Origin of the sequence: Ralstonia flatus (genome assembly GCF_958439105.1) — a bacterium.
Taxonomy (GTDB): domain Bacteria; phylum Pseudomonadota; class Gammaproteobacteria; order Burkholderiales; family Burkholderiaceae; genus Ralstonia; species Ralstonia flatus.
Genome location: NZ_CAUDLI010000006.1, coordinates 243,120 through 261,802, shown reverse-complemented (window position 1 = coordinate 261,802; position 18,683 = coordinate 243,120). Strand labels below are relative to the sequence as shown.

Here is an 18,683-nt window from a genome sequence, read left to right as displayed (position 1 = left end):
CTCAGTGATGGTGCCCGCAGTCGCAGTCGTCACCGTGTTGGTGATCGTGGTCGTCGTCGCCGTCTTCATCGTCATGGTCGTCGTAGGCCCACGCGGGGAACGGATCAGGCAGCGCGGCCCACGCCTGGGGGCCGGCAGCCATCTCCGCCTCGGTCAGCAGACAGGCGTCGAGTTGCGCGATGAGCGCGGCTTCGTCCAGGTCCGTGCCAATGAAGACCAGTTCCTGACGGCGGTCGCCCCACTGCGCGGGCGCACCGTTGTCGTGCATCTTGTCCATGATGTCGGCGCGGGCTTCTTCCTCGTCGGGCCACTCGGCTTCATCGACCGCAGCCCACCAGGCGCCCGCGCCGCCGTGACGCATCACGCCGCCGGCCTGGCCCCAGCTGCCCGCCATGTCCATGCGTGAAGCCAGCCAGAAATAGCCCTTCGAACGCAACACGCGGCCATGCTCGCGCAGCCATTCGGTGTGCATGAGATCCCACAGACGCTGCGGGTGGAACGGCACGCGGCGGCGATAGACGAAACTGCCGATGCCGAGCGCTTCAGTTTCGGGCACATGTTCGCCGCGCAACTCGGCCAGCCACGCAGGTGCCGCCGATGCGGCGTCGAAATCGAAACGATGCGTATTGAGGATTTCGTCCAACGGCACCTTGCCGAACGATGCCGGCACGATGCGCGCCCGCGGGTTCAATGAATGCAGGATGCCGGCGAGGCGTTCGCGCTCGGCGTCGCTCACGAGATCGATCTTGTTGAGCACGATCACATCACAAAACTCGACCTGTTCGATCAGCAAGTCGACGACGGTGCGATCGTCCTCTTCATCACGCGCCTGGCCGCGATCGGACAGAAAATCAGCAGCGTCGTAGTCGGCCAGGAAGTGCTGCGCGTCGACCACGGTGACCATGGTGTCCAGGCGCGCGAGGTCGGACAGCACGTCGCCTTCAGCGTCTTCAAACGTAAACGTCTCGGCAATCGGCAGCGGCTCGGCCACGCCGGTCGACTCGATCAGCAGATAGTCGAAACGGTCTTCGCGGGCCAGGCGCGCGATCTCGTCGAGCAGGTCTTCGCGCAGCGTGCAGCAGATGCAGCCGTTGGACAGCTCCACCATGCGCTCGTCGGTGCGCGAAAGCTGCGCACTGGTGGCCGTGCCATCGCCGACGAGCTGCGCGTCGATGTTGACGTCCGACAGGTCATTGACGATCACGGCCACGCGCTTGCCCTCGCGGTTGGCGAGCACATGGTTGAGCAGCGTGGTCTTGCCGGCGCCCAGAAAGCCGGACAGCACGGTAACGGGAAGCGGAGGGGACATGATCAGCGGCCTCGGTTCGTGGCCAAACAAAGCAAACAGCCCGGTGAGTTACCGGGCTGCCAAATCAAATGAATGCGTCAGACAACTGCGACGCGTGCGTCAGTCACCCATCAACTTCTGGCGCTTTTCGCGGCGCTCTTGCGCCTCCAGCGTCAGCGTTGCCGTCGGGCGAGCGAGCAAGCGCGGAATGCCGATCGGCTCGCCGGTCTCGTCGCAGTAGCCGTAGTCGTTGGCATCGATGCGGGCGATCGACTGTTCGACCTTCTTGAGCAGCTTGCGCTCGCGATCGCGCGTGCGCAGTTCCAGCGCGTGCTCCTCTTCGATGGTGGCACGGTCTGCCGGGTCCGGCACGATCACCGTCTCGCGCAGGTGCTCGGTGGTCTGGTTGGCGTTCGCGAGAATTTCATCGCGCATTTTTACAAGCCGGTCCTTGAAGAAGGCGAGCTGCGCCTCGTTCATGTAATCCTTGTCGCTCATCTTCAGGATTTCGGCTTCGGTGAGTAGTTTCTTGCTGCTCATGGTTGCTGCAGATGATCCTGGTAAATCGCGCGCCGTCTCGGCTATCGCGTCGTCCTTGCGCGGGGATGCGTCGGACTCATTCTGGCTGGCGGCGGACTTGCCGCCCCGCGCGCCTCCTTTTGCCTCTCCCGCAGCGGCGCCCCCTGCCGCTTTTTTTCGGGTGGCTGGCGCAGCCTGGGCTGCTGCCGACTCCGTTCCGGACTGCCCGGCTCCAACGTTGGCGCCGCGCCCTTCCTTGGTCTTAGTCACCATCGCCTGCTCTCCTATCGGACGTGCTTCGGACGACGTGCTTCTAAATCGACCTATTGTAGCTGAACGATCTTACCCGAACTATCGGAGAAACACGGACACAAAATCCGGCCCGGATTCTGCCTGAAAGCGCGCGGCGGGGCCACCCAAAAGGAGGGTAAAAGCGGCCGGATCAGGCCAGGCAGTTCTCCAATCCTTTCAGAATCGTTTCCCGCGGCAGGTCGACACCGATGAACACCATCCGGTTGGAAGGGGTCTCGCCGTCCCATTTGCCGCCCACATCGCTGCCCATGAGCTGGTGCACGCCCTGGAATACGACCTTGCGGTCGACGCCTTCCATGTACAGCACGCCCTTGTAGCGCAGCAGCTTCTCGCCGTAGATGTTCAGCACGCCGGAGAGAAACTCCTCCAGCTTGGTGTAGTTGAACGGCCGTTCGCTGCGGAAGACGAACGAGGCGATGCGGTCGGTATGGTGCGCATGCCCGTGATGGTGGTGATGGCCGTGACCGTGGTGCTCATGATCGTGGTCGTGATCGCAATCGGCCGAGCAGGCGTGGTCATGATCGTGATCGTGGTTGTGATCATGACCATCTTCGCGCAGGAAGTCGGGGTCGATCTCCAGCTTGGCATTCAGATTGAAGCCGCGCAGATCGAAGATGGTGTCGATCGGCGCGTCGCCAAAATTGGCGGTGCGGATCGGGGCGCGGGGGTTCATGTGCAGCAGGCGGTGGCGCAATGCGTCCACGTCGTCGGCGGACACCAGATCGCTCTTGGTGATGAAGATGGCGTCGGCAAAGCCAACCTGGCGCTGCGCCTCTTCCTGCTTGTCGAGCTGCATGTTGCCGTGCTTGGCGTCGACCAGCGTGATGACGGCATCCAGCAGGTAGCGGCTGGCGATCTCGTCGTCCATGAAGAACGTCTGGGCGACGGGGCCGGGGTTCGCAACGCCGGTAGTTTCGATGACCACGCGATCGAACTGGATCTGGCCGTTGTCGCGGCGCGTGAGCAGGTCGGACAACCCCTTCACCAGATCGCCGCGGATGGTGCAGCAGATGCAGCCGTTGCTCATCTGCACGATCTGCTCGTTGCCGTCCTGCACGAGGATGTCGTTGTCGATGTTCTCTTCACCGAACTCGTTTTCGATCACGGCGATCTTCATGCCGTGCTGTTCGGTCAGGATGCGCTTGAGCAGCGTGGTCTTACCGCTGCCGAGAAAGCCCGTCAGGATGGTGACCGGGATCATTTTGGACATGATGCGTTTCCTGTCTTGTGATGAGACGCCAGATGCGCGCAATCCGCGCAAGCGCCCTTGATGGTGAGTTCGGCATGGTCGGCTGCGAAGCCGGCGGGCAGGGCGGCCTTCGGCATGGCCGGCGGCTCAGCCCCCTCCAAGCAGAAGTCGCGCCCGCATTGCGTGCAGTGGAAGTGACTGTGCGAGCGGTGCGCCGCTTCGCGCGCCGCATCGTGCTCGGCCAGGCTGAAGCGGAAGACACGATCAGCCCCGGCCGTCTTGTGGACGATGCCGCCTGCCACGAGCCAGTCGAGCACGCGGTAGACGGTCACGCGGTCGATGCCGGAGTCATCCGGCAGCGCGTCGCATACCGCCTGGTGCGAGAGCGCATCGGCGCCCTGCATCAGCGCAGCCAGCACGCGCACGCGGGGCTCGGTCACACGGCTGCCCAGGCCGCGCAGGCGTGCGCGGGCAGCCTCTTCAGGCGAACTGGATTGCGAAGTGGCGAGATCGTCGCGCGGGGCCGGGGTTTTCATGCGCGGGATTGTCCCACGGGGCGCCGGTTGCTGCAATTGAGTTGCAATTGGGCGGCCTTGCACCGCCCAGGGTTTCTTTTCGTGCGGCGGTAGCGCTTACGCCGCAAACGCCAGACACACCGGCGTCGGCACCTTCGCCACCACCGCCGGCTGGTCGAGCTTGCCGGTCTGCCCGTCGATGCGCAGTCGCAGGATGGTGTCGCCCTTCTGGTTGAGCACGTAGAGGTGGCTGCCGTCGGGCGCCATCGTCATCGCCCGCGGAAAGTGCACGCCCTCGCTCCAGTACTGAAGCGGCGCGAGCTTGCCCGAGGCATCGATGCTGAATGCGGCCACGCTGTCGGCCAGCGGGTGGTCGGACTTCAGCTTCCGGTTGCTGGCGTAAAGGAACCGCCCGGACGGATGCATCAGCAATTCAGCGCCGCTCTTCTGGCCGGTGTAGTCGGCAGGGGTGGTGGAAATGCGCTGACGCTCTTCCTGCACGTGGCCGGTGGCGGGGTCGTAACCGTGGCAGGCGACCGAGCCTTCCAGTTCGTTGATGACGTAGAGCAGCTTGCCTTGCGGATGCAGCGCCAGGTGGCGCGGGCCGCTGCCGGGCTTGATCTGCGCTCGGTCACGCGGGGCAAGCTTGCCGCCCTCAATGGCAAACACGTTGATGCGATCGGTGCCCAGGTCGGTGCCGATCACGTGCTGGCCGGTGGTGTCGAACAGCATCATGTGCGCGTGCGGCGCCTCCTGTTCGGGGCGGGGGCCGGAGCCGGTGTCCTTGAAGATGCCGGAGACGGTGCCGAGCTTGCCGTCCTCGCCGATCGGCAGGAGGTTGTACGCGCCGCCGCTGTAGATCGACACGCACAGGTGCTTGCCGTCCGGCGACACGACCACGTGTGCGGGGTTCGTGCCCGACAGCGACAGCGGCTGGCGGTTCAGCAGCGTCAGCTTGCCGTCGCGCGCGTCGATCGCATAGGCCTCGGCGCTGCCGTTCGGCCGACCTTCATACACCTCAAGTTCGTTGATGGCGTACAGGAACCGCTGATTCGGGTGCACGGCCAGGAACGACGGATTGGCGCTTTCGACGACCTGCACCTGCGTCCATGCATCGCCGCGGGGCGCCAGCACATAGATGCCGCGCGCGGCCGGGCCACCGGCGGTGCCGCCCGGCGCATTGAGCGTGTACGTGCCGACATAGGCGAAGCGGGGAGCGCGCGCATTGCCTGCGGGCTGCGCGCCCGACGCGGCAGGTTGTTCGGCCGCCTGGGCCATGACGGTTTTGGGAAGAGCGCCCAGCAAAGGCAAGCTACCGGTCCACTGCATGAAAGTTCGACGAAGACGATTGGTCATTGGATGGCTCCATCAAACACGCACGGACATGGCGTGGTGGAAGATGTTGTTCGGATCATACCGGCGCTTCACATCCTGCAGAAACGCGTACAGGTCGCCGCTGCCGTAGTAGAGCTGCGGCCAGAACGGGTAGGCGAGCATATCGACGTCGGGGTAGTTGATGTAGCAGCCCTCGTACCGGTCGCCCGGGTAAGGTGTGCCGCTGTGCGGCGCGGGCACATCGGGCGCGCCGTAGACGTCGCGATAGAAATCGCTGATCCAGCGCAGGTGGCCGGCGTCATCGGCCGCGGACGTCCAATACGTCTGGTACTGCAGCTTCATGATCGAGGCCCGCTGCGGCACGGCGGTGTCGCCAATGCGCTCGGCCTTGTTGACAGCGCCGCCGTACGAATCGACTTGCAGCAACGACTGGCTCAGATCGACGCCCGGCATCGTCCGCGTGAGGTGGGCGTAGATGCGCTGCGCCTCGCGCGCCGTGAAGCCGCGCTTCATGTAGGCCGATTTGTACTTGCCGCGCTGATTGGCCCCCGAGCCGTTCAGATACTGCGTGGCGGTCAGCCAGTCGTATTGCACGATGGTGTGCGGCTTGGAGCAGAGCAGTTGCCCCACGCCCTGCTTGTGCGCGGGGCCGTAGCCGGGCGGGCGCCCCTTGACCGGCGTCGGCGCGCAAGCCTGGAAGCGGTTCAGAAAATCGTTGAGGACAGAGAGATCGCGGCACGTGCCATCCGGGTTGCAGAACTGCGTGAGCAGCACGATCTGCCCCGACGATTTGTGCGTGAGTTTGAGCAGCGAGAACATGCCCCACGTGTCCGGATCCTTGCCGCGCGTCTCCCAGTATTCGCCGTAGATGCGCAGCAGTTCGGCAAAGCGCTGCGGCGTCATGGTCGCCCAATCGAAAGCCACGGTGGCGAGCGCCACTTCCTGCGGTGCCTCGGGCAGCTTGGCGAAGGTGTAACCCGTGATGACGCCGAAGTTGCCGCCACCTGCGCCGCGGCATGCGCGGAAGAGATCCGGATCGTGCGCCGCATCCACGGTGCGCGCAGCGGCCTTGCCTGTCTTGTCGACCGTGACGATGTCCACGGCCGAGAGCCAATCCACCGTCAGGCCCTGCAGCCGCGAGAGCAACCCGTACCCGCCGCCGCAGATATGCCCGCCCGCGCCCACCGAATAGCAGGAGCCGCCGGGCAGCGTTACGTTGCGGCGCTTGTACAGCTCCAGGTAGCCGTTCCAGTTCTGCGTGCCGGCCGGAATGCGCACCGAGCCGTCGGCGCGCACGTCGGGCGTGGCGAGCAGGCTCTGGTCGACGATCGTGCCGTCGGGGTTGTTGGAGACGAAATCCTCGTAGCAATGTCCGCCGCTGCGCACGGTCGGCCGCTGGCCCGCGTTGATGATGCGCTGCACGGCGGGCGCCACATCGTCGGGCTTTTCAATGAGGGCGATGCGGCTCGCGGCCTGCGCGTCCGTCGAGGGCCAGCGCAGGTTGAAGCCATGTTTGAGCGTGTTGTAGCGAGGGTCTTGGCGCGTCACATCCAGTGTCATCGACGACTCCCGGTGAGGGCGTTTGCGCAACGCTTGCGCAAACGGAGTTGGATTCGGACGCGTGGCGTCCGGCCGTTCCAACTTAGTCGTTCGCGGGCCCGGCTTCCATCAGACAATGCCGATACGGCTGGCTCATCGCGCCACGTGCGCGAACCATCCGACCACGCGCGTTGCCGTTGCCGCCCACAGCGGCCGCATCAGCCAGCACGCCGCAGCCCACGCCAGGATCACCACGACCAGATCGCAGCGACCGCTCTTCCACAAGTTCAGGGAATGGCGCCCCCAGATCCAGGGCACGCCCAGCGGATTGGGCCAGTCCGCCAACAGGTGCATCAGCCCACCGCACGCGAAGCCGAACAGCAGCGGCGCCCACACGTGCGCATGGCCCAGCGCCTGGTATGACAGAACAAGCACCGCCACCCAGCCGATGCCCCAATGGGTGGCGGTGCGGTGCGTGATCCACAGGCGGCGCGCGGGGGTCCACCAGGCCACCTCCATCCAGTCGGGCGCGGTGCTGCCGGCCACCGCCGCGCAAAACGCCAGGAGGCTGCCGAGATGTTCGAGAGACGTGTGCGAAGCTTGTGCGACGAGGGTGGCGGCAATCAGGCCTGCCGCCCAACCCGTCGCGTGATGGGCAGCGTTGGAAGCCATCGACGTGATGCGGAAAACGAAGGACCGCATCTTCGCAATGGCGGCTTGCCGGGACAAGCCAAAAATTGCGACAAATTGCTAGCCGACTTGCAGCAGCAGGCCCTTGAGGTATTCGCCTTCCGGGAAGCTCGTCAGCAGCGGGTGGTCGACGCCGCCCGCCAGCCGGCGCTGGATGCGCGCCGTCACCTTGGCATCGGCCGCCGCGCCCGCGACGATCTTCTGGAACAGGTCTGCGTCGATCGCTCCCGAGCACGAATAAGTGAACAGCAGGCCGCCCGGGCGCAGCAACTGCATGCCAACCAAGTTGATCTCTTTGTATGCGCGCGCCGCGCGATCGACCTGCTGCGCCGAGGCCGCAAACTTGGGCGGATCCAGCACGATCAGGTCGAACTGGCGGCCTTCCGCGCGGAAGTTGCGCAGCGACTTGAAGACGTCCGCATCCAGCCATTCGGCGCGCGCCGGATCGAAGCCGTTGAGCGTGACGTTGCGCTCTGCCACCGCCAGCGCCTCGCCCGACGAGTCGATCGACACCACCGAGCGCGCCCCGCCCTTGAGCGCCGCCAGCGAAAACCCGCCGGTATAGCAGAAGCAGTTCAGCACATCGCGGTCGCGCGCCAAGGCGCCGACGAGCGCGCGGTTGTCGCGCTGATCCACGTAGAAGCCGGTCTTGTGGCCTTCGCGCACGTCCACGTAATAACGCACGCCGTGCTCGGTGGCGGACAGATCGGCGGGCGGCTCGGCGCCGGCCAGCACACCGGTCATCTGCTCCAGGCCTTCACGCTCGCGCACGCTCACGTCCGACCGTTCATAGACGTTCGGGCAACCCGTCTCTTTGATGAGCGCGGCGACGATCGCCTGCTTCCAGTGCTCCACGCCCGCGGCGCTGAACTGGCAGACGAGCTGGCCCGCATCCCCTGAGCCGTACTGGTCGACGATCAGGCCGGGCAGGCCGTCGGCTTCGCCCATGACAAGGCGCACGGCGTCGGTGTCGTGCACCCACGCGCGGCGGTACGCCACGGCCGCGGCAATGCGGCGCTTGAAGAACGCGTGGTCGACGGGCTCCGATTCATCAAAGCTCCACACGCGCGCGCGAATCTGCGAGACAGGGCTGAACGCGGCGCGCGCCAGAAACTGGCCGTTGTGCGCGCGCACGATGACGGTCGCGCCGGAGGCCGGCTTGCCCTCCACGCGATCGATGGCGTTGGCGAAAATCCACGGGTGCCGGCGCAGCAGCGAGCGCTCCTTGCCGGGCTTCAGAATCAGGGTTTGCATACGACTGGGGATGGGGCGCCCGATGGCTCGGGCAATGCGCTACTTCTTTTTTGCGCGGGGATGCGCCTGATCGTAGATCTTGGCCAGGTGCTGAAAATCGAGCGAAGTATAAACCTGCGTGCTGGCAATGCTGGCGTGGCCGAGCAGTTCCTGCACCGCGCGCAGATCACCGGACGACTGCAGCATGTGCGTGGCAAACGAATGCCGCAGCACGTGCGGATGCACATCCGCCGGAACACCCGCCGCGATGGCGTTGCGCTTCATGCGCAATTGAATCTGCCGCTGCGCCAGCCGCTTGCCGCGCGGCGAGAGAAACAGCGCGTGTGCGTCTTCGGGTGCCGCGTCGGGTTTGGCAAGCTGCTCACGCACCGCCAGCCATGCAGCCAGCGCTTGCGCCGCCTTGGTGCCCACCGGCACGGTGCGCCGCTTGCTGCCCTTGCCGAGCACCTGCACCTCGCGCGCCTCCAGATCGAGCCAGCTCGCCGATTCATACGCGCCGGCCTTCACGTGGCGCATGTCGAGGCTGACCAGCTCAGAGAGCCGCAGCCCGCACGAATAGAACAGCTCGTTGACGGCACGGTCGCGCACCGTTTCGGCATCGTCGCCGGGCAGTTGCTCCATCAGCGCGACAGCTTGCTCCACGGACAGCGCTTTCGGCAGCCGCTTCGGGCTCTTCGGGGCGCGTACGCCATCGACGGGATTGGCGGTGACGGCGGCATCGCGCAGCGCCATCCATTTGAACCAGCCGCGCCACGCCGACAGCGCCCGCGCAATGCTGCGGCCGGACAAACCGTCGCCGTGCAGCTGCGCCATCATGCGGCGGATATGGTGAGACTGCAGTTGCGTGAGATCGACATTGGCGGCGTGCTGCGCACCGAGGCGCTGCAGCACGGCCAGCTCGCGGGTGTAGCTCTCCAGCGTGTGCGGCGAGAGCTGCCGCTCGAACTTGAGCGCGTCAAGGTACGCCGCAATCTGCGGATGCGGCGCGTGCGCGCCAGACGCATCGGCTGAAGCAGATTGCGGCATGCGGTGGGCTGCGCTCAGTCGCGCAGGCGGTTGAGCGCGGCAGCGGCCAGTTCGCCGATCTGCGCGAGGTAGGTCGTGCCCATGCCGTCATGGAAGCGGCGGGCGTCCGGCGAGCCGAGCACCAGCAGGCCGAATGCCGGCGCAGCGCTGGCATCGGCATCGCCACGCACCGGCACGCGCAACGTGACAATGGCGAGCGATTCGATGGGCGCGCCGCCGGTATCCGACGTATCGAGCCAGCCGGCCGCTTCAAAGCCGGCATTGGCGCCGCAATACGGCGCACGCAGGCCGGCCGCAAACAGGCGCACTTCCTCGCTCACGCCCTGCGCGACTTCGAGGTGTGCAAATTCCTCGCCGACCTGCCACACGCGCAGCGCCACAGCGGGCACGTCAAAGATTTCGCGCAGACCATCCTGCACGGCGTACGGCAGCGCATGCGTGTCGGCCTCGCCCAGCAGGCGCGTCGTCCACGCGTGCACGCGCTGCTGCGTGCGGTCGTTCTCGTTGCCGTGGCGCATCAGGTCCGACAGCTTGAGTTCGAGGTGCTTGTTCTTGTCGCGCAGGATTTCCATCTGGCGCTCCTGCAGCGACACCGCGCGATGGCTGTGCGGGCTCGTCAATTGAATGGCGGCCAGCAGCTCGGCGTGCTCTTCAAAGAAGGCCGGATGCGCCTGCAGGTAGTTGGCGACGTCTTGTGCGTTCATCGTGGAGGTGCTCATCAGGCTGCGCCGAGTTTCTTCTTCAGCAGTTCGTTGACTTGTGCGGGGTTGGCCTTGCCGCGCGTGGCCTTCATGGCCTGGCCGACCAGCGCGTTGAAGGCCTTCTCCTTGCCGGCGCGGAATTCCTCGACCGACTTGGCATTGGCGGCCAGCACGTCGTCGATGATCTTCTCCAGCTCGCCCGAATCCGACATCTGCTTCAGGCCCTTCTCGGCGATGATCGCGTCGGCATCGCCGCCGTGCTCGCCGGCCCACATGGCGGGGAAGACGTCCTTCTTGGCCGTGTTGTTGCTGATCGTGCCGTCGGCAATGCGCCCGAGCAGCTTGGCCAGTTGCGCGGGCGACACCGGCGCAGCATCGATGTCCAGGTCGGCGCGGTTCAGGTTCGAGGCGACCTCGCCCATGATCCAGTTGGCCGCGGCCTTGGCGTTGGCAGCGCCCGCATCCGCCACGACGGCTTCGAAATACGCCGCCGTCGCCTTGGTGGCGGTGAGGATGCTCGCGTCGTACTTCGGCAGGCCGTAGGCCGATTCAAAGCGTGCGGCCATGGCGGCCGGCAGTTCGGGCAGCGTGGCGCGCACGCGCTCGATCCAATCGTCGCCAATGACGAGCGGCAGCAGGTCGGGATCGGGGAAGTAGCGGTAATCCTGCGCGTCTTCCTTGCTGCGCATCGAGCGCGTTTCCTTGCGGTCCGGATCGTACAGGCGCGTTTCCTGCACCACGGTGCCGCCGTCTTCGATCAGCTCGATCTGGCGGCGCACTTCGTAGTTGATCGCCTCTTCCAGGAAGCGGAAGGAGTTCAGGTTCTTGATTTCGCAGCGCGTGCCGAACGGCGCATCCGGGCCCGGGCGCACCGACACGTTCGCGTCGCAACGGAAGCTGCCTTCCTGCATGTTGCCGTCGCAGATGCCCAGCCACATCACCAGGGCGTGCAGCGCCTTGGCGTAAGCAACGGCCTCGGCTGCGCTGCGCATGTCGGGCTCGGTGACGATTTCGAGCAGCGGCGTGCCGGCGCGGTTCAGGTCGATGCCCGTCATGCCGGCAAAGTCTTCGTGCAGCGATTTGCCCGCATCTTCTTCCAGGTGGGCGCGCGTGAGCTGCACGGTCTTCTCATAACCGGGCTGGCCGTTCTTGCCTTCCACCTGGATGGTCAGCGTGCCGCCCTGCACCACCGGGATCTCGTACTGGCTGATCTGGTAGCCCTTGGGCAGATCGGGGTAGAAGTAATTCTTGCGCGCGAAGATGCTCTTGGGCGCGATCTTGGCGCCGATGGCCAAGCCGAACACGATGGCGCGCTCGACGGCGCCCTTGTTCAGCACCGGCAGCACGCCCGGCAGCGCCAGGTCAACGGGCGCCGCTTGCGTGTTGGGCGCCGCGCCAAAGGCGGTGGACGCGCCGGAGAAAATCTTCGAGACCGTCGAGAGCTGCGTGTGCGTCTCGAGGCCGATCACCACTTCCCATTGCATGTTGCGTGTGTCCTGTCGATTGTTGTGGTGTGAATGTCTAGGTACTCAAGTGTTCAGGTATTCAGGTGTTCTTGCCTTGCTGCGATCAGGGATGCGGCGCATCGAGCCACGCCGCGAGCTTCGCAAACGCGGCCTCACGCGCTGCCGGATCACCGCCGACCGTGACCGTGCCGTAGCGACGTCCCTTGGGGATGCCGTTGCGCTCGGTGACCGACGCCGTGCCGTCGAAGCCGTGATACGCGCCGCCGAACATGTCCAGCTCGAAACGGGCCTGCGGCTGCCGCGCCAGGACGGCCGTCTGCAGCGCCTGGCAGTGATCGGCCGGGGTCCAGTCGTCGTTGCCGCCGGCCAGCAGCAGCAATGGCGCGTTGAGCCGATAGTCCGGCCGCTTCTGTGCCGACGCACAGCCCGGATAGAACGCCACCGCGCGATTGACGGCAGGCGTATCGGCCGGCCAGGCGCGGCTGGCATCCACCGCCTCCAGCACGGCCTGCGCGCCGTTGGACCAGCCGAGCAGCACGATGCGGCGCGCGTCCACGCCCGGCTGCCCCGCTACCCAGCGGATCGTGGCCAGCACGTCGGCGCGGCGCACGGCACCGTTGATATCGCGCGTGGCGGTGCGTTCGGTGCAGATGCCGTGCGGTTTGCCGCGCGGGCCGAAACTGTCCGGAAACACCACCGCGTAACCACGCGCGCCGAGCCACTGCGCATAACCGCGATACCGCGAGCCCAGCGCCTTGGCATCCGCCCCGGCCGGCGTATACAGGCCGCTGCAGCCGTGCAGCGCGATCACCACCGGCGTGCCGGTCGCGGGCGCCTTGACGGGCGACGCGACCCAGTAGGCAGTCAACGTTGGCGGCGCATCGTCGGCGTCTTTCACCGACGCACGCGGAATCTCCACCGTCTGCACGCCCAGCTCCGCCGACGACGGCGCACGCGCCGCCGGCATATCCGGCAGGGCGCCTTCAGCGTCGGGCGTCGGTTGCGCGAACGCGCGCAGCGCCAGGGCGCTGGTCAGCGCCGCCACCACGCGAAGCGATCGGCGCATCACCGGGCATTCCGGGCGCATTGGCCCGTTTGCGGGTCGAACATCACCGGCCAGGCTTCTTCATAGATGCCGGGCGTGCAATGCGCTTCACAGTTGGCGTGTGCCAGCGTGACGCGGCGCGGGTCCTGCCAAACCATCAGCGTGCAATTGCCGTAGCGCTCGCGCAGCTCGATGCTGGGGCGGCGCTTGGTCTGCTGGAACGTCGACAGGTCGAACTGGCACGAGCCGCGCCGGCCAACCCACAACTGCCATTGCATGGCGCTGACGTTGTTGTCAGCCACCGTAAGCGTCGCCTGCTCGCGGAAACCGTCTTCTTCGGTCTGGCTGCAGTAGCCGTTGATGTCGATGCGGCGGTCGGAAATCGGCGGCGGCTTCGACGGCCGGCTGATGCCGGGAATCGACGGCAGCGGAATCGGCACGCACGCCGCCAGCAGGCCGGCGGCAAGCGCCAGCCCGAGTGCAGTGCGGATGCGGTGGTTCATGCGTGCCTCCTGCGTGGAGCGGTACGTCGGAACTGGCCTCAGGCCGCCGGCTGGCGGTTGTGCCAGTCGGTCGCCTGCTGGAACGCATGCGCGATCTGCAGCATTCGCGCCTCTTCAAAATAGTTGCCGATGATCTGCAAGCCAACCGGCAGGCCGTTTGCGCCGAAACCGGCCGGCACGCTCATGCCCGGCAGGCCCGCCAAGCTGGTCGACAGCGTGAAGATGTCTTCGAGGTACATCTGCACCGGATCGTCGCTCTTCTCGCCGATCTTCCAGGCAACGGTCGGGGCGACGGGGCCCATGATCACGTCGCACTGCGCGAATGCGTTCTGGAAATCCTGCGCGATGATCCGGCGGATCTTCTGCGCCTGGAGGTAATAGGCGTCGTAGTAGCCGTGGGACAGCACGTAGGTGCCCACCAGGATGCGGCGCTTGACCTCCCAGCCGAACCCTTCGGCGCGGGACTTGCGGTACATGTCGGCCAGATCGCGGTATTCCGCCGCGCGGTGGCCGTAACGCACGCCGTCAAAGCGCGACAGGTTGGACGAGGCCTCGGCCGGGGCGATCACGTAATACGTCGGGATCGACAGTTCGGTCTTCGGCAGGCTGATGTCGACCAGCGTGGCGCCGAGCTTTTCCAGCTCGGCCAGCGCGGCGCGCACCGCGGCGCGAACGTCGTCGGCCAGGCCTTCGCCGAAATACTCCTTGGGCAGACCGATGCGCAGGCCGGCCAGCGGGCGGGCAGCATCGGCGCCTTGCAGCGGCTGGCCGAGCAGGCGGCCGAAGTCTTCCACATCGCCGCCGCGGCCGGGTTCCAGGCTGGTGGAATCACGCGGGTCAAAGCCGGCCATGGCAGACAGCAGCAGCGCGCAGTCCTCGGCCGTGCGGGCCATCGGGCCGCCCTGATCCAGCGACGAGGCGAAGGCGATCATGCCGTAGCGCGACACGCGGCCGTACGTCGGCTTGATCCCGGTAATGCCCGAGAACGATGCCGGCTGGCGGATCGAGCCGCCGGTGTCCGTTCCGGTGGCGGCGGGCGCCAGATCGGCCGCCACCGCCGCGGCAGAGCCGCCCGACGAGCCGCCCGGCACGTGTTCGAGGTTCCACGGGTTCTTGACCGCGCCGAACGCCGAGTTCTCGTTGGACGAGCCCATCGCGAATTCGTCCATGTTGGTCTTGCCCAGCGTCACCATGCCGGCCGCGCCCAGGCGTTCGACCACGGTGGCGTCAAACGGGCTGACGTAGTTGCCGAGCATCTTGGAGCCCGCCGTGGCGCGCCAGCCGCGGGTGACGAACACGTCCTTGTGCGCGATCGGCACGCCGGTCAGCGGCGCCGCGTTGCCGGCCGCGATGCGTGCGTCGGCGGCCCGCGCCTGGGCAAGCGTCGCCTCGGCGTCGACATGGGTAAAGGCGTTGAGGTGCGCCCCGGCCTCGATGCGCGACAGGTAATGGCGCGCCAGTTCCTCCGCCGAAACCTCCTTGGCGGCAAGTTGGGCAGACAGGGCTTTGATCGTGGATGCGGTCATCGAATACGTTCGGATGGGCTGCCGGCAGCGGCCGGCGACGTCGAATGGAGTGGGCTCAAGACAAGCGCGGACGCGCCGTTTACGCGGATTGCGCGGGTTACTCGATCACCTTGGGCACGAGGTACAGGCCGGCTTCGGTGGCCGGGGCGCATTGCTGGTAGTCCGCACGGCGGTCGGCCTCGGTGACGGCATCGTCGCGCAGACGCTGGGCTTGCGCCTGGACCTGCTCGATCGGGTGGGCCATCGGCTCGATGCCGGTGGTGTCCACGGCCTGCATCTGCTCGACCAGCGAGAAAAACTGGTTGAGCTGGGTGAGGGTCTGGGCCGCCTCGCCTTCAGAGACTTCGATACGGGCGAGATGGGCGATGCGTTTGACGTCGGAGAGTTCGAGTGCCATCGGAGTGGGTCAGTGAGTGCAGCGGCGGGCGGGCAACGTACGGCAAGCGACGGCTACTGCGCGCAAAGACCGCTCAGGTTGGGCGCTGACAGCGCCGATTTGCCGCAAATTTGGCGCCAAACGCCCGCGAAACGCTCGAATTATAAGGTATGATTGCTGACTAAATTTCTAAGTCAGCAGGCGACTTCGTGCAGTCACGGACCCTCTGATTAAGTACCCGGGGAACCTCCCGGCAGTCGCACCGTCAGCATCAGGCGACACTTAATCAAAGGTTCCTTGGGGGCCCCCTCTCCGGGCGGCCCAGCCTCGGCAGGATGGCCAGTGCCACGGCACCCCACCGTCGACCACCACGGAGCCCGCGACATTCCCGGGAGCGCAGTAGCAGGATCGGACCGCATGGCATGCCCTTGCGACGTCCGCGCGTTGGTGCAGCCGTTGCGCCGCAATCCTGCTGCTGGGTCGCCCATGACTCGAAAAACAGGATTCATTCGATGTTCGGCTTTTTGCGCAGCTATTTCTCCAACGATCTCGCGATCGACCTCGGCACCGCCAACACCCTGATCTACGTCCGCGACAAGGGCATCGTCCTTGATGAGCCGTCGGTGGTGGCCATTCGCCAGGAAGGCGGCCCGAACGCCAAGAAGACCATCCAGGCGGTCGGCAAGGAAGCCAAGCAGATGCTGGGCAAGGTGCCGGGCAATATCGAGGCCATCCGCCCGATGAAAGACGGCGTGATCGCCGACTTCACCGTCACCGAGCAGATGCTCAAGCAGTTCATCAAGATGGTGCACGACACCAAGCTGCTGCGCCCGAGCCCGCGCATCATCATCTGCGTGCCGTGCGGTTCGACCCAGGTCGAGCGGCGCGCCATCCGTGAATCGGCGCTGGGCGCCGGGGCATCGCAGGTGTATCTGATTGAAGAGCCGATGGCGGCTGCCATTGGCGCCGGCCTGCCGGTGTCGGAGCCGTCGGGCTCGATGGTGGTGGACATTGGCGGCGGCACCACCGAGGTGGGCATCATCTCGCTGGGCGGCATGGTCTACAAGGGCAGCGTGCGCGTGGGCGGAGACAAGTTCGACGAGGCCATCGTCAACTACATCCGCCGCAACTACGGCATGCTGATCGGCGAACAGACCGCCGAAGCCATCAAGAAGGAAATCGGCTCGGCCTTCCCGGGTTCGGAAGTGCGCGAGATGGAAGTGAAGGGCCGCAACCTGTCGGAAGGCATTCCGCGCGCCTTCACGGTGTCGTCCAACGAAATCCTGGAAGCACTGACCGACCCGCTGAACCAGATCGTCTCGTCGGTGAAGATCGCTCTGGAACAAACCCCGCCGGAACTGGGCGCCGACATTGCCGAGCGCGGCATGATGCTCACCGGCGGCGGCGCACTGCTGCGCGACCTGGACCGCCTGCTGGCCGAAGAAACCGGCCTGCCGGTGCTGGTGGCCGAAGATCCGCTGACCTGCGTGGTGCGCGGCTCGGGCATGGCGCTCGAACGCATGGACAAGCTCGGCAGCATCTTCTCGTACGAATAACGGGACCATGCGCCACGCCGATCCGCGTTCCGCTGTTGCGGCCGATTTCGTGACTGCCGTTCTGGTCACGCCAGCCGCCTTCGCGGACCGCTGAGATGCGTCTCGCGCCGGTGCGCCGTGCTTCGCCCACCCAGGGCTTCGGCACCGCACCAGCGCCACACCCAATCTGTTGCCGGCAGGCCGTTGACCTTGACGTTGACCGTCACGCGTCTGCCGTGCCCATTTGAAGCGTCCGGGTCATGGATTACTCCCCGCCGCCCCTCTTCAAGCAGGGCCCGTCCGCCACCGCGCGGCTGGTCGCCTTGCTCGCGCTTGCGCTTGCATTGCTGGTGATCGATGCCCGCATGTCCGTGCTGGGCGTGGTCCGGCAAGTCGTGTCGGTCATCCTGTACCCGGTCGAGCGCCTGGTGCTGATTCCTCGCGATACGGCGCGCGCCGCGCTCGATTACACGCAGTCGTCCACCAAGCTGGCCGTCGATAACCGCACTCTGCGCGAATCGGCCGTTGCCCAGGCGCAGCAATCGCTGCGCGCCTCGCAGCTCGAAGCCGAGAACCGCAATCTGCGCACGCTGCTGAATCTGAAGCAGCACGCGGCGGTGCCGACGGTGGCGGCGGAAGTCCTCTACGAAGCACGTGACCCTTATACGCAGCGCATCGTGATCGATCGCGGCTCGAAGGACGGCGTGCGCGCGGGCTACCCCGTCATCGACGATCGCGGCGTGGTCGGGCAAGTGACGCGCGTCTCGCTGTTCGAATCGCAAGTCACGCTGCTGACGGACAAGGACCAGGCGATCCCCGTGGAGGTGGTACGCAACGGCCTGCGCAGCGTGGCCTTTGGCGGGGCGCGACCGGGCGCGCTGGACCTGCGCTTCATGGCCGCCTCGGCCGATTTGCAACAGGGCGACCTGCTGGTCACGTCGGGGCTGGACGGCGTCTATCCGGCGGGCCTGCCGGTGGCGCGTATTTCGCAAATCGAGCGCAAGGCTGATACCGCGTTCTCGCGCGTGATTTGCGAGCCGGTGGCCGGCATCCGCAGCAACCGGCACCTGCTGATCGTGAAGTACGAATCGGGCTTCCCGCCGCCGACGGATCTGTCGCCGCCGCCCGCAGCCAAGGGCAAGAACGCTGCCCGCGACGCCCGCGAAGAAAAGGACCGCGCCGCACGCGCCGCCGCCGAAGCCAATGTGCCGGCACCCGCGCCGGCAGCCGAAGAAAACGCCCCGCCGCCGCGCCCGACCGACGCCGACGGCAATCCGCTGGACACCGATTCAGCGCAAAAACGCTGAAGCGAGGCCATCGATCATGAACTCGCCCCAATACCTGCTGCGCCCGGTCAACCCTGGCTTCATCGCCTTCAGCTTCGTGCTGGCGTTCCTGTTCAACCTGATGCCGTGGGGCCACATGCAGTGGATTCCCGATCTGGTGGCGCTGGTGCTGGTGTTCTGGAACATCCATCAGCCGCGCCGCGTGGGCATGGTGGTGGCTTTCCTGCTGGGCCTGCTGATGGACGTGCACGAAGCGCGTCTGCTTGGCGAACACGCGATGGCCTACACGATGCTGTCGTATTTTGCGATCACGATTCACCGGCGCGTGCTGTGGTTCTCGGTGCTGTCGCAGGCGCTGCACGTGCTGCCGCTGCTGGTGCTGGCGCACGCCGTGCCGATCGTCATCCGCCTGCTGATGGGCGCGCACCTGCCGGACTGGCAGGTCATCCTGCCGCCGCTGATCGAAGCTGCCCTCTGGCCGTTCGCCAACGCCTTCCTGCTGGCGCCGCAGCGTCGCCCGGAAAGCGTCGACGAAACTCGGCCGATCTAAGGCGGCCGATCTGATGCACCCCGCTATT

Annotated in this window: 18 protein-coding genes; 3 read left to right on the top strand and 15 right to left on the bottom strand. The window is 66.2% G+C overall.

Features of this window, described 5'->3' with window-relative positions:
- Nucleotide 1: 1 nt before the first annotated feature.
- From zigA to gatC, 15 genes are all read right to left on the bottom strand, one after another.
- Nucleotides 2-1,309 (bottom strand): zinc metallochaperone GTPase ZigA, encoded by a 1,308-nt coding sequence (zigA, locus tag R2676_RS15915; RefSeq protein WP_206272470.1) that lies wholly within the window; start codon nucleotides 1,307-1,309, stop codon nucleotides 2-4.
- Between the two features lie 99 nt (nucleotides 1,310-1,408).
- Complete coding sequence (gene dksA, locus R2676_RS15910) at nucleotides 1,409-1,828, bottom strand: RNA polymerase-binding protein DksA (RefSeq protein ID WP_024977044.1); 420 nt, start codon at nucleotides 1,826-1,828, stop codon at nucleotides 1,409-1,411.
- Between the two features lie 421 nt (nucleotides 1,829-2,249).
- Nucleotides 2,250-3,329, bottom strand: a complete 1,080-nt coding sequence (locus tag R2676_RS15905) for a CobW family GTP-binding protein (RefSeq protein WP_206272471.1) — start codon at nucleotides 3,327-3,329, stop codon at nucleotides 2,250-2,252.
- Nucleotides 3,317-3,844, bottom strand: coding sequence for a Fur family transcriptional regulator (locus R2676_RS15900; RefSeq protein ID WP_206272472.1), 528 nt, complete (start codon nucleotides 3,842-3,844; stop codon nucleotides 3,317-3,319). Before R2676_RS15900 ends, R2676_RS15905 begins: the two co-directional genes overlap by 13 nt.
- Nucleotides 3,845-3,940: 96 nt before the next feature.
- Nucleotides 3,941-5,179 (bottom strand): lactonase family protein, encoded by a 1,239-nt coding sequence (locus R2676_RS15895; RefSeq protein ID WP_206272473.1) that lies wholly within the window; start codon nucleotides 5,177-5,179, stop codon nucleotides 3,941-3,943.
- Between the two features lie 12 nt (nucleotides 5,180-5,191).
- Nucleotides 5,192-6,718 (bottom strand): BBE domain-containing protein, encoded by a 1,527-nt coding sequence (locus R2676_RS15890; protein ID WP_206272474.1) that lies wholly within the window; start codon nucleotides 6,716-6,718, stop codon nucleotides 5,192-5,194.
- A 132-nt stretch (nucleotides 6,719-6,850) separates the two neighbouring features.
- The gene (locus tag R2676_RS15885) at nucleotides 6,851-7,369 is read right to left on the bottom strand and encodes a metal-dependent hydrolase (protein ID WP_206272493.1); all 519 of its coding nucleotides are present in this window, start codon (nucleotides 7,367-7,369) and stop codon (nucleotides 6,851-6,853) included.
- 78 nt (nucleotides 7,370-7,447) lie between these two features.
- The gene (locus R2676_RS15880; protein ID WP_206272475.1) at nucleotides 7,448-8,641 is read right to left on the bottom strand and encodes a class I SAM-dependent rRNA methyltransferase; all 1,194 of its coding nucleotides are present in this window, start codon (nucleotides 8,639-8,641) and stop codon (nucleotides 7,448-7,450) included.
- 39 nt (nucleotides 8,642-8,680) lie between these two features.
- Nucleotides 8,681-9,667 (bottom strand): tyrosine recombinase XerC, encoded by a 987-nt coding sequence (xerC, locus tag R2676_RS15875; RefSeq protein ID WP_206272476.1) that lies wholly within the window; start codon nucleotides 9,665-9,667, stop codon nucleotides 8,681-8,683.
- A gap of 14 nt (nucleotides 9,668-9,681) precedes the next feature.
- Nucleotides 9,682-10,371: a DUF484 family protein gene (locus R2676_RS15870; protein ID WP_045787719.1), complete on the bottom strand. Its 690-nt coding sequence runs from the start codon at nucleotides 10,369-10,371 to the stop codon at nucleotides 9,682-9,684.
- Between the two features lie 14 nt (nucleotides 10,372-10,385).
- Nucleotides 10,386-11,852 (bottom strand): Asp-tRNA(Asn)/Glu-tRNA(Gln) amidotransferase subunit GatB, encoded by a 1,467-nt coding sequence (gene gatB, locus R2676_RS15865; RefSeq protein ID WP_206272477.1) that lies wholly within the window; start codon nucleotides 11,850-11,852, stop codon nucleotides 10,386-10,388.
- 85 nt (nucleotides 11,853-11,937) lie between these two features.
- Nucleotides 11,938-12,900, bottom strand: a complete 963-nt coding sequence (locus tag R2676_RS15860; protein WP_206272478.1) for a dienelactone hydrolase family protein — start codon at nucleotides 12,898-12,900, stop codon at nucleotides 11,938-11,940.
- Nucleotides 12,900-13,382: a hypothetical protein gene (locus R2676_RS15855; RefSeq protein WP_027678679.1), complete on the bottom strand. Its 483-nt coding sequence runs from the start codon at nucleotides 13,380-13,382 to the stop codon at nucleotides 12,900-12,902. Before R2676_RS15855 ends, R2676_RS15860 begins: the two co-directional genes overlap by 1 nt.
- A 38-nt stretch (nucleotides 13,383-13,420) precedes the next feature.
- The gene (gene gatA, locus R2676_RS15850) at nucleotides 13,421-14,908 is read right to left on the bottom strand and encodes an Asp-tRNA(Asn)/Glu-tRNA(Gln) amidotransferase subunit GatA (protein WP_316857337.1); all 1,488 of its coding nucleotides are present in this window, start codon (nucleotides 14,906-14,908) and stop codon (nucleotides 13,421-13,423) included.
- A gap of 97 nt (nucleotides 14,909-15,005) precedes the next feature.
- On the bottom strand, nucleotides 15,006-15,305 hold the full coding sequence (gene gatC, locus R2676_RS15845) for an Asp-tRNA(Asn)/Glu-tRNA(Gln) amidotransferase subunit GatC (RefSeq protein ID WP_004628291.1): 300 nt from the start codon (nucleotides 15,303-15,305) through the stop codon (nucleotides 15,006-15,008).
- Nucleotides 15,306-15,796: 491 nt separating this feature from the next.
- Here gatC and R2676_RS15840 point away from each other — a divergent pair, with 491 nt between their 5' ends.
- The 3 genes from R2676_RS15840 (at nucleotide 15,797) to mreD (ending at nucleotide 18,655) form a co-directional block, all read left to right on the top strand.
- Complete coding sequence (locus R2676_RS15840) at nucleotides 15,797-16,840, top strand: rod shape-determining protein (protein ID WP_004628293.1); 1,044 nt, start codon at nucleotides 15,797-15,799, stop codon at nucleotides 16,838-16,840.
- A 239-nt stretch (nucleotides 16,841-17,079) separates the two neighbouring features.
- Nucleotides 17,080-18,126 carry a rod shape-determining protein MreC gene (gene mreC / locus R2676_RS15835; RefSeq protein WP_206272480.1) on the top strand — a complete coding sequence of 349 codons (1,047 nt, stop codon included), beginning with the start codon at nucleotides 17,080-17,082 and terminating at the stop codon, nucleotides 18,124-18,126.
- A gap of 16 nt (nucleotides 18,127-18,142) precedes the next feature.
- On the top strand, nucleotides 18,143-18,655 hold the full coding sequence (gene mreD / locus R2676_RS15830; protein WP_015856079.1) for a rod shape-determining protein MreD: 513 nt from the start codon (nucleotides 18,143-18,145) through the stop codon (nucleotides 18,653-18,655).
- Nucleotides 18,656-18,683: the final 28 nt, after the last annotated feature.

What these genes read in the sequence shown, in the direction of transcription:
- R2676_RS15840 (WP_004628293.1), top strand. Translation starts at nt 15,797, where the DNA reads ATGTTCGGCTTTTTGCGCAGCTATTTCTCCAACGATCTCGCGATCGAC.
- gatC (WP_004628291.1), bottom strand. Translation starts at nt 15,305, where the DNA reads ATGGCACTCGAACTCTCCGACGTCAAACGCATCGCCCATCTCGCCCGT.
- R2676_RS15905 (WP_206272471.1), bottom strand. Translation starts at nt 3,329, where the DNA reads ATGTCCAAAATGATCCCGGTCACCATCCTGACGGGCTTTCTCGGCAGC.
- R2676_RS15890 (WP_206272474.1), bottom strand. Translation starts at nt 6,718, where the DNA reads ATGACACTGGATGTGACGCGCCAAGACCCTCGCTACAACACGCTCAAA.
- R2676_RS15900 (WP_206272472.1), bottom strand. Translation starts at nt 3,844, where the DNA reads ATGAAAACCCCGGCCCCGCGCGACGATCTCGCCACTTCGCAATCCAGT.
- gatB (WP_206272477.1), bottom strand. Translation starts at nt 11,852, where the DNA reads ATGCAATGGGAAGTGGTGATCGGCCTCGAGACGCACACGCAGCTCTCG.
- dksA (WP_024977044.1), bottom strand. Translation starts at nt 1,828, where the DNA reads ATGAGCAGCAAGAAACTACTCACCGAAGCCGAAATCCTGAAGATGAGC.
- R2676_RS15880 (WP_206272475.1), bottom strand. Translation starts at nt 8,641, where the DNA reads ATGCAAACCCTGATTCTGAAGCCCGGCAAGGAGCGCTCGCTGCTGCGC.
- R2676_RS15885 (WP_206272493.1), bottom strand. Translation starts at nt 7,369, where the DNA reads ATGGCTTCCAACGCTGCCCATCACGCGACGGGTTGGGCGGCAGGCCTG.
- gatA (WP_316857337.1), bottom strand. Translation starts at nt 14,908, where the DNA reads ATGACCGCATCCACGATCAAAGCCCTGTCTGCCCAACTTGCCGCCAAG.
- mreC (WP_206272480.1), top strand. Translation starts at nt 17,080, where the DNA reads ATGGATTACTCCCCGCCGCCCCTCTTCAAGCAGGGCCCGTCCGCCACC.
- R2676_RS15895 (WP_206272473.1), bottom strand. Translation starts at nt 5,179, where the DNA reads ATGACCAATCGTCTTCGTCGAACTTTCATGCAGTGGACCGGTAGCTTG.
- R2676_RS15870 (WP_045787719.1), bottom strand. Translation starts at nt 10,371, where the DNA reads ATGAACGCACAAGACGTCGCCAACTACCTGCAGGCGCATCCGGCCTTC.
- R2676_RS15855 (WP_027678679.1), bottom strand. Translation starts at nt 13,382, where the DNA reads ATGAACCACCGCATCCGCACTGCACTCGGGCTGGCGCTTGCCGCCGGC.
- mreD (WP_015856079.1), top strand. Translation starts at nt 18,143, where the DNA reads ATGAACTCGCCCCAATACCTGCTGCGCCCGGTCAACCCTGGCTTCATC.
- xerC (WP_206272476.1), bottom strand. Translation starts at nt 9,667, where the DNA reads ATGCCGCAATCTGCTTCAGCCGATGCGTCTGGCGCGCACGCGCCGCAT.
- zigA (WP_206272470.1), bottom strand. Translation starts at nt 1,309, where the DNA reads ATGTCCCCTCCGCTTCCCGTTACCGTGCTGTCCGGCTTTCTGGGCGCC.
- R2676_RS15860 (WP_206272478.1), bottom strand. Translation starts at nt 12,900, where the DNA reads ATGCGCCGATCGCTTCGCGTGGTGGCGGCGCTGACCAGCGCCCTGGCG.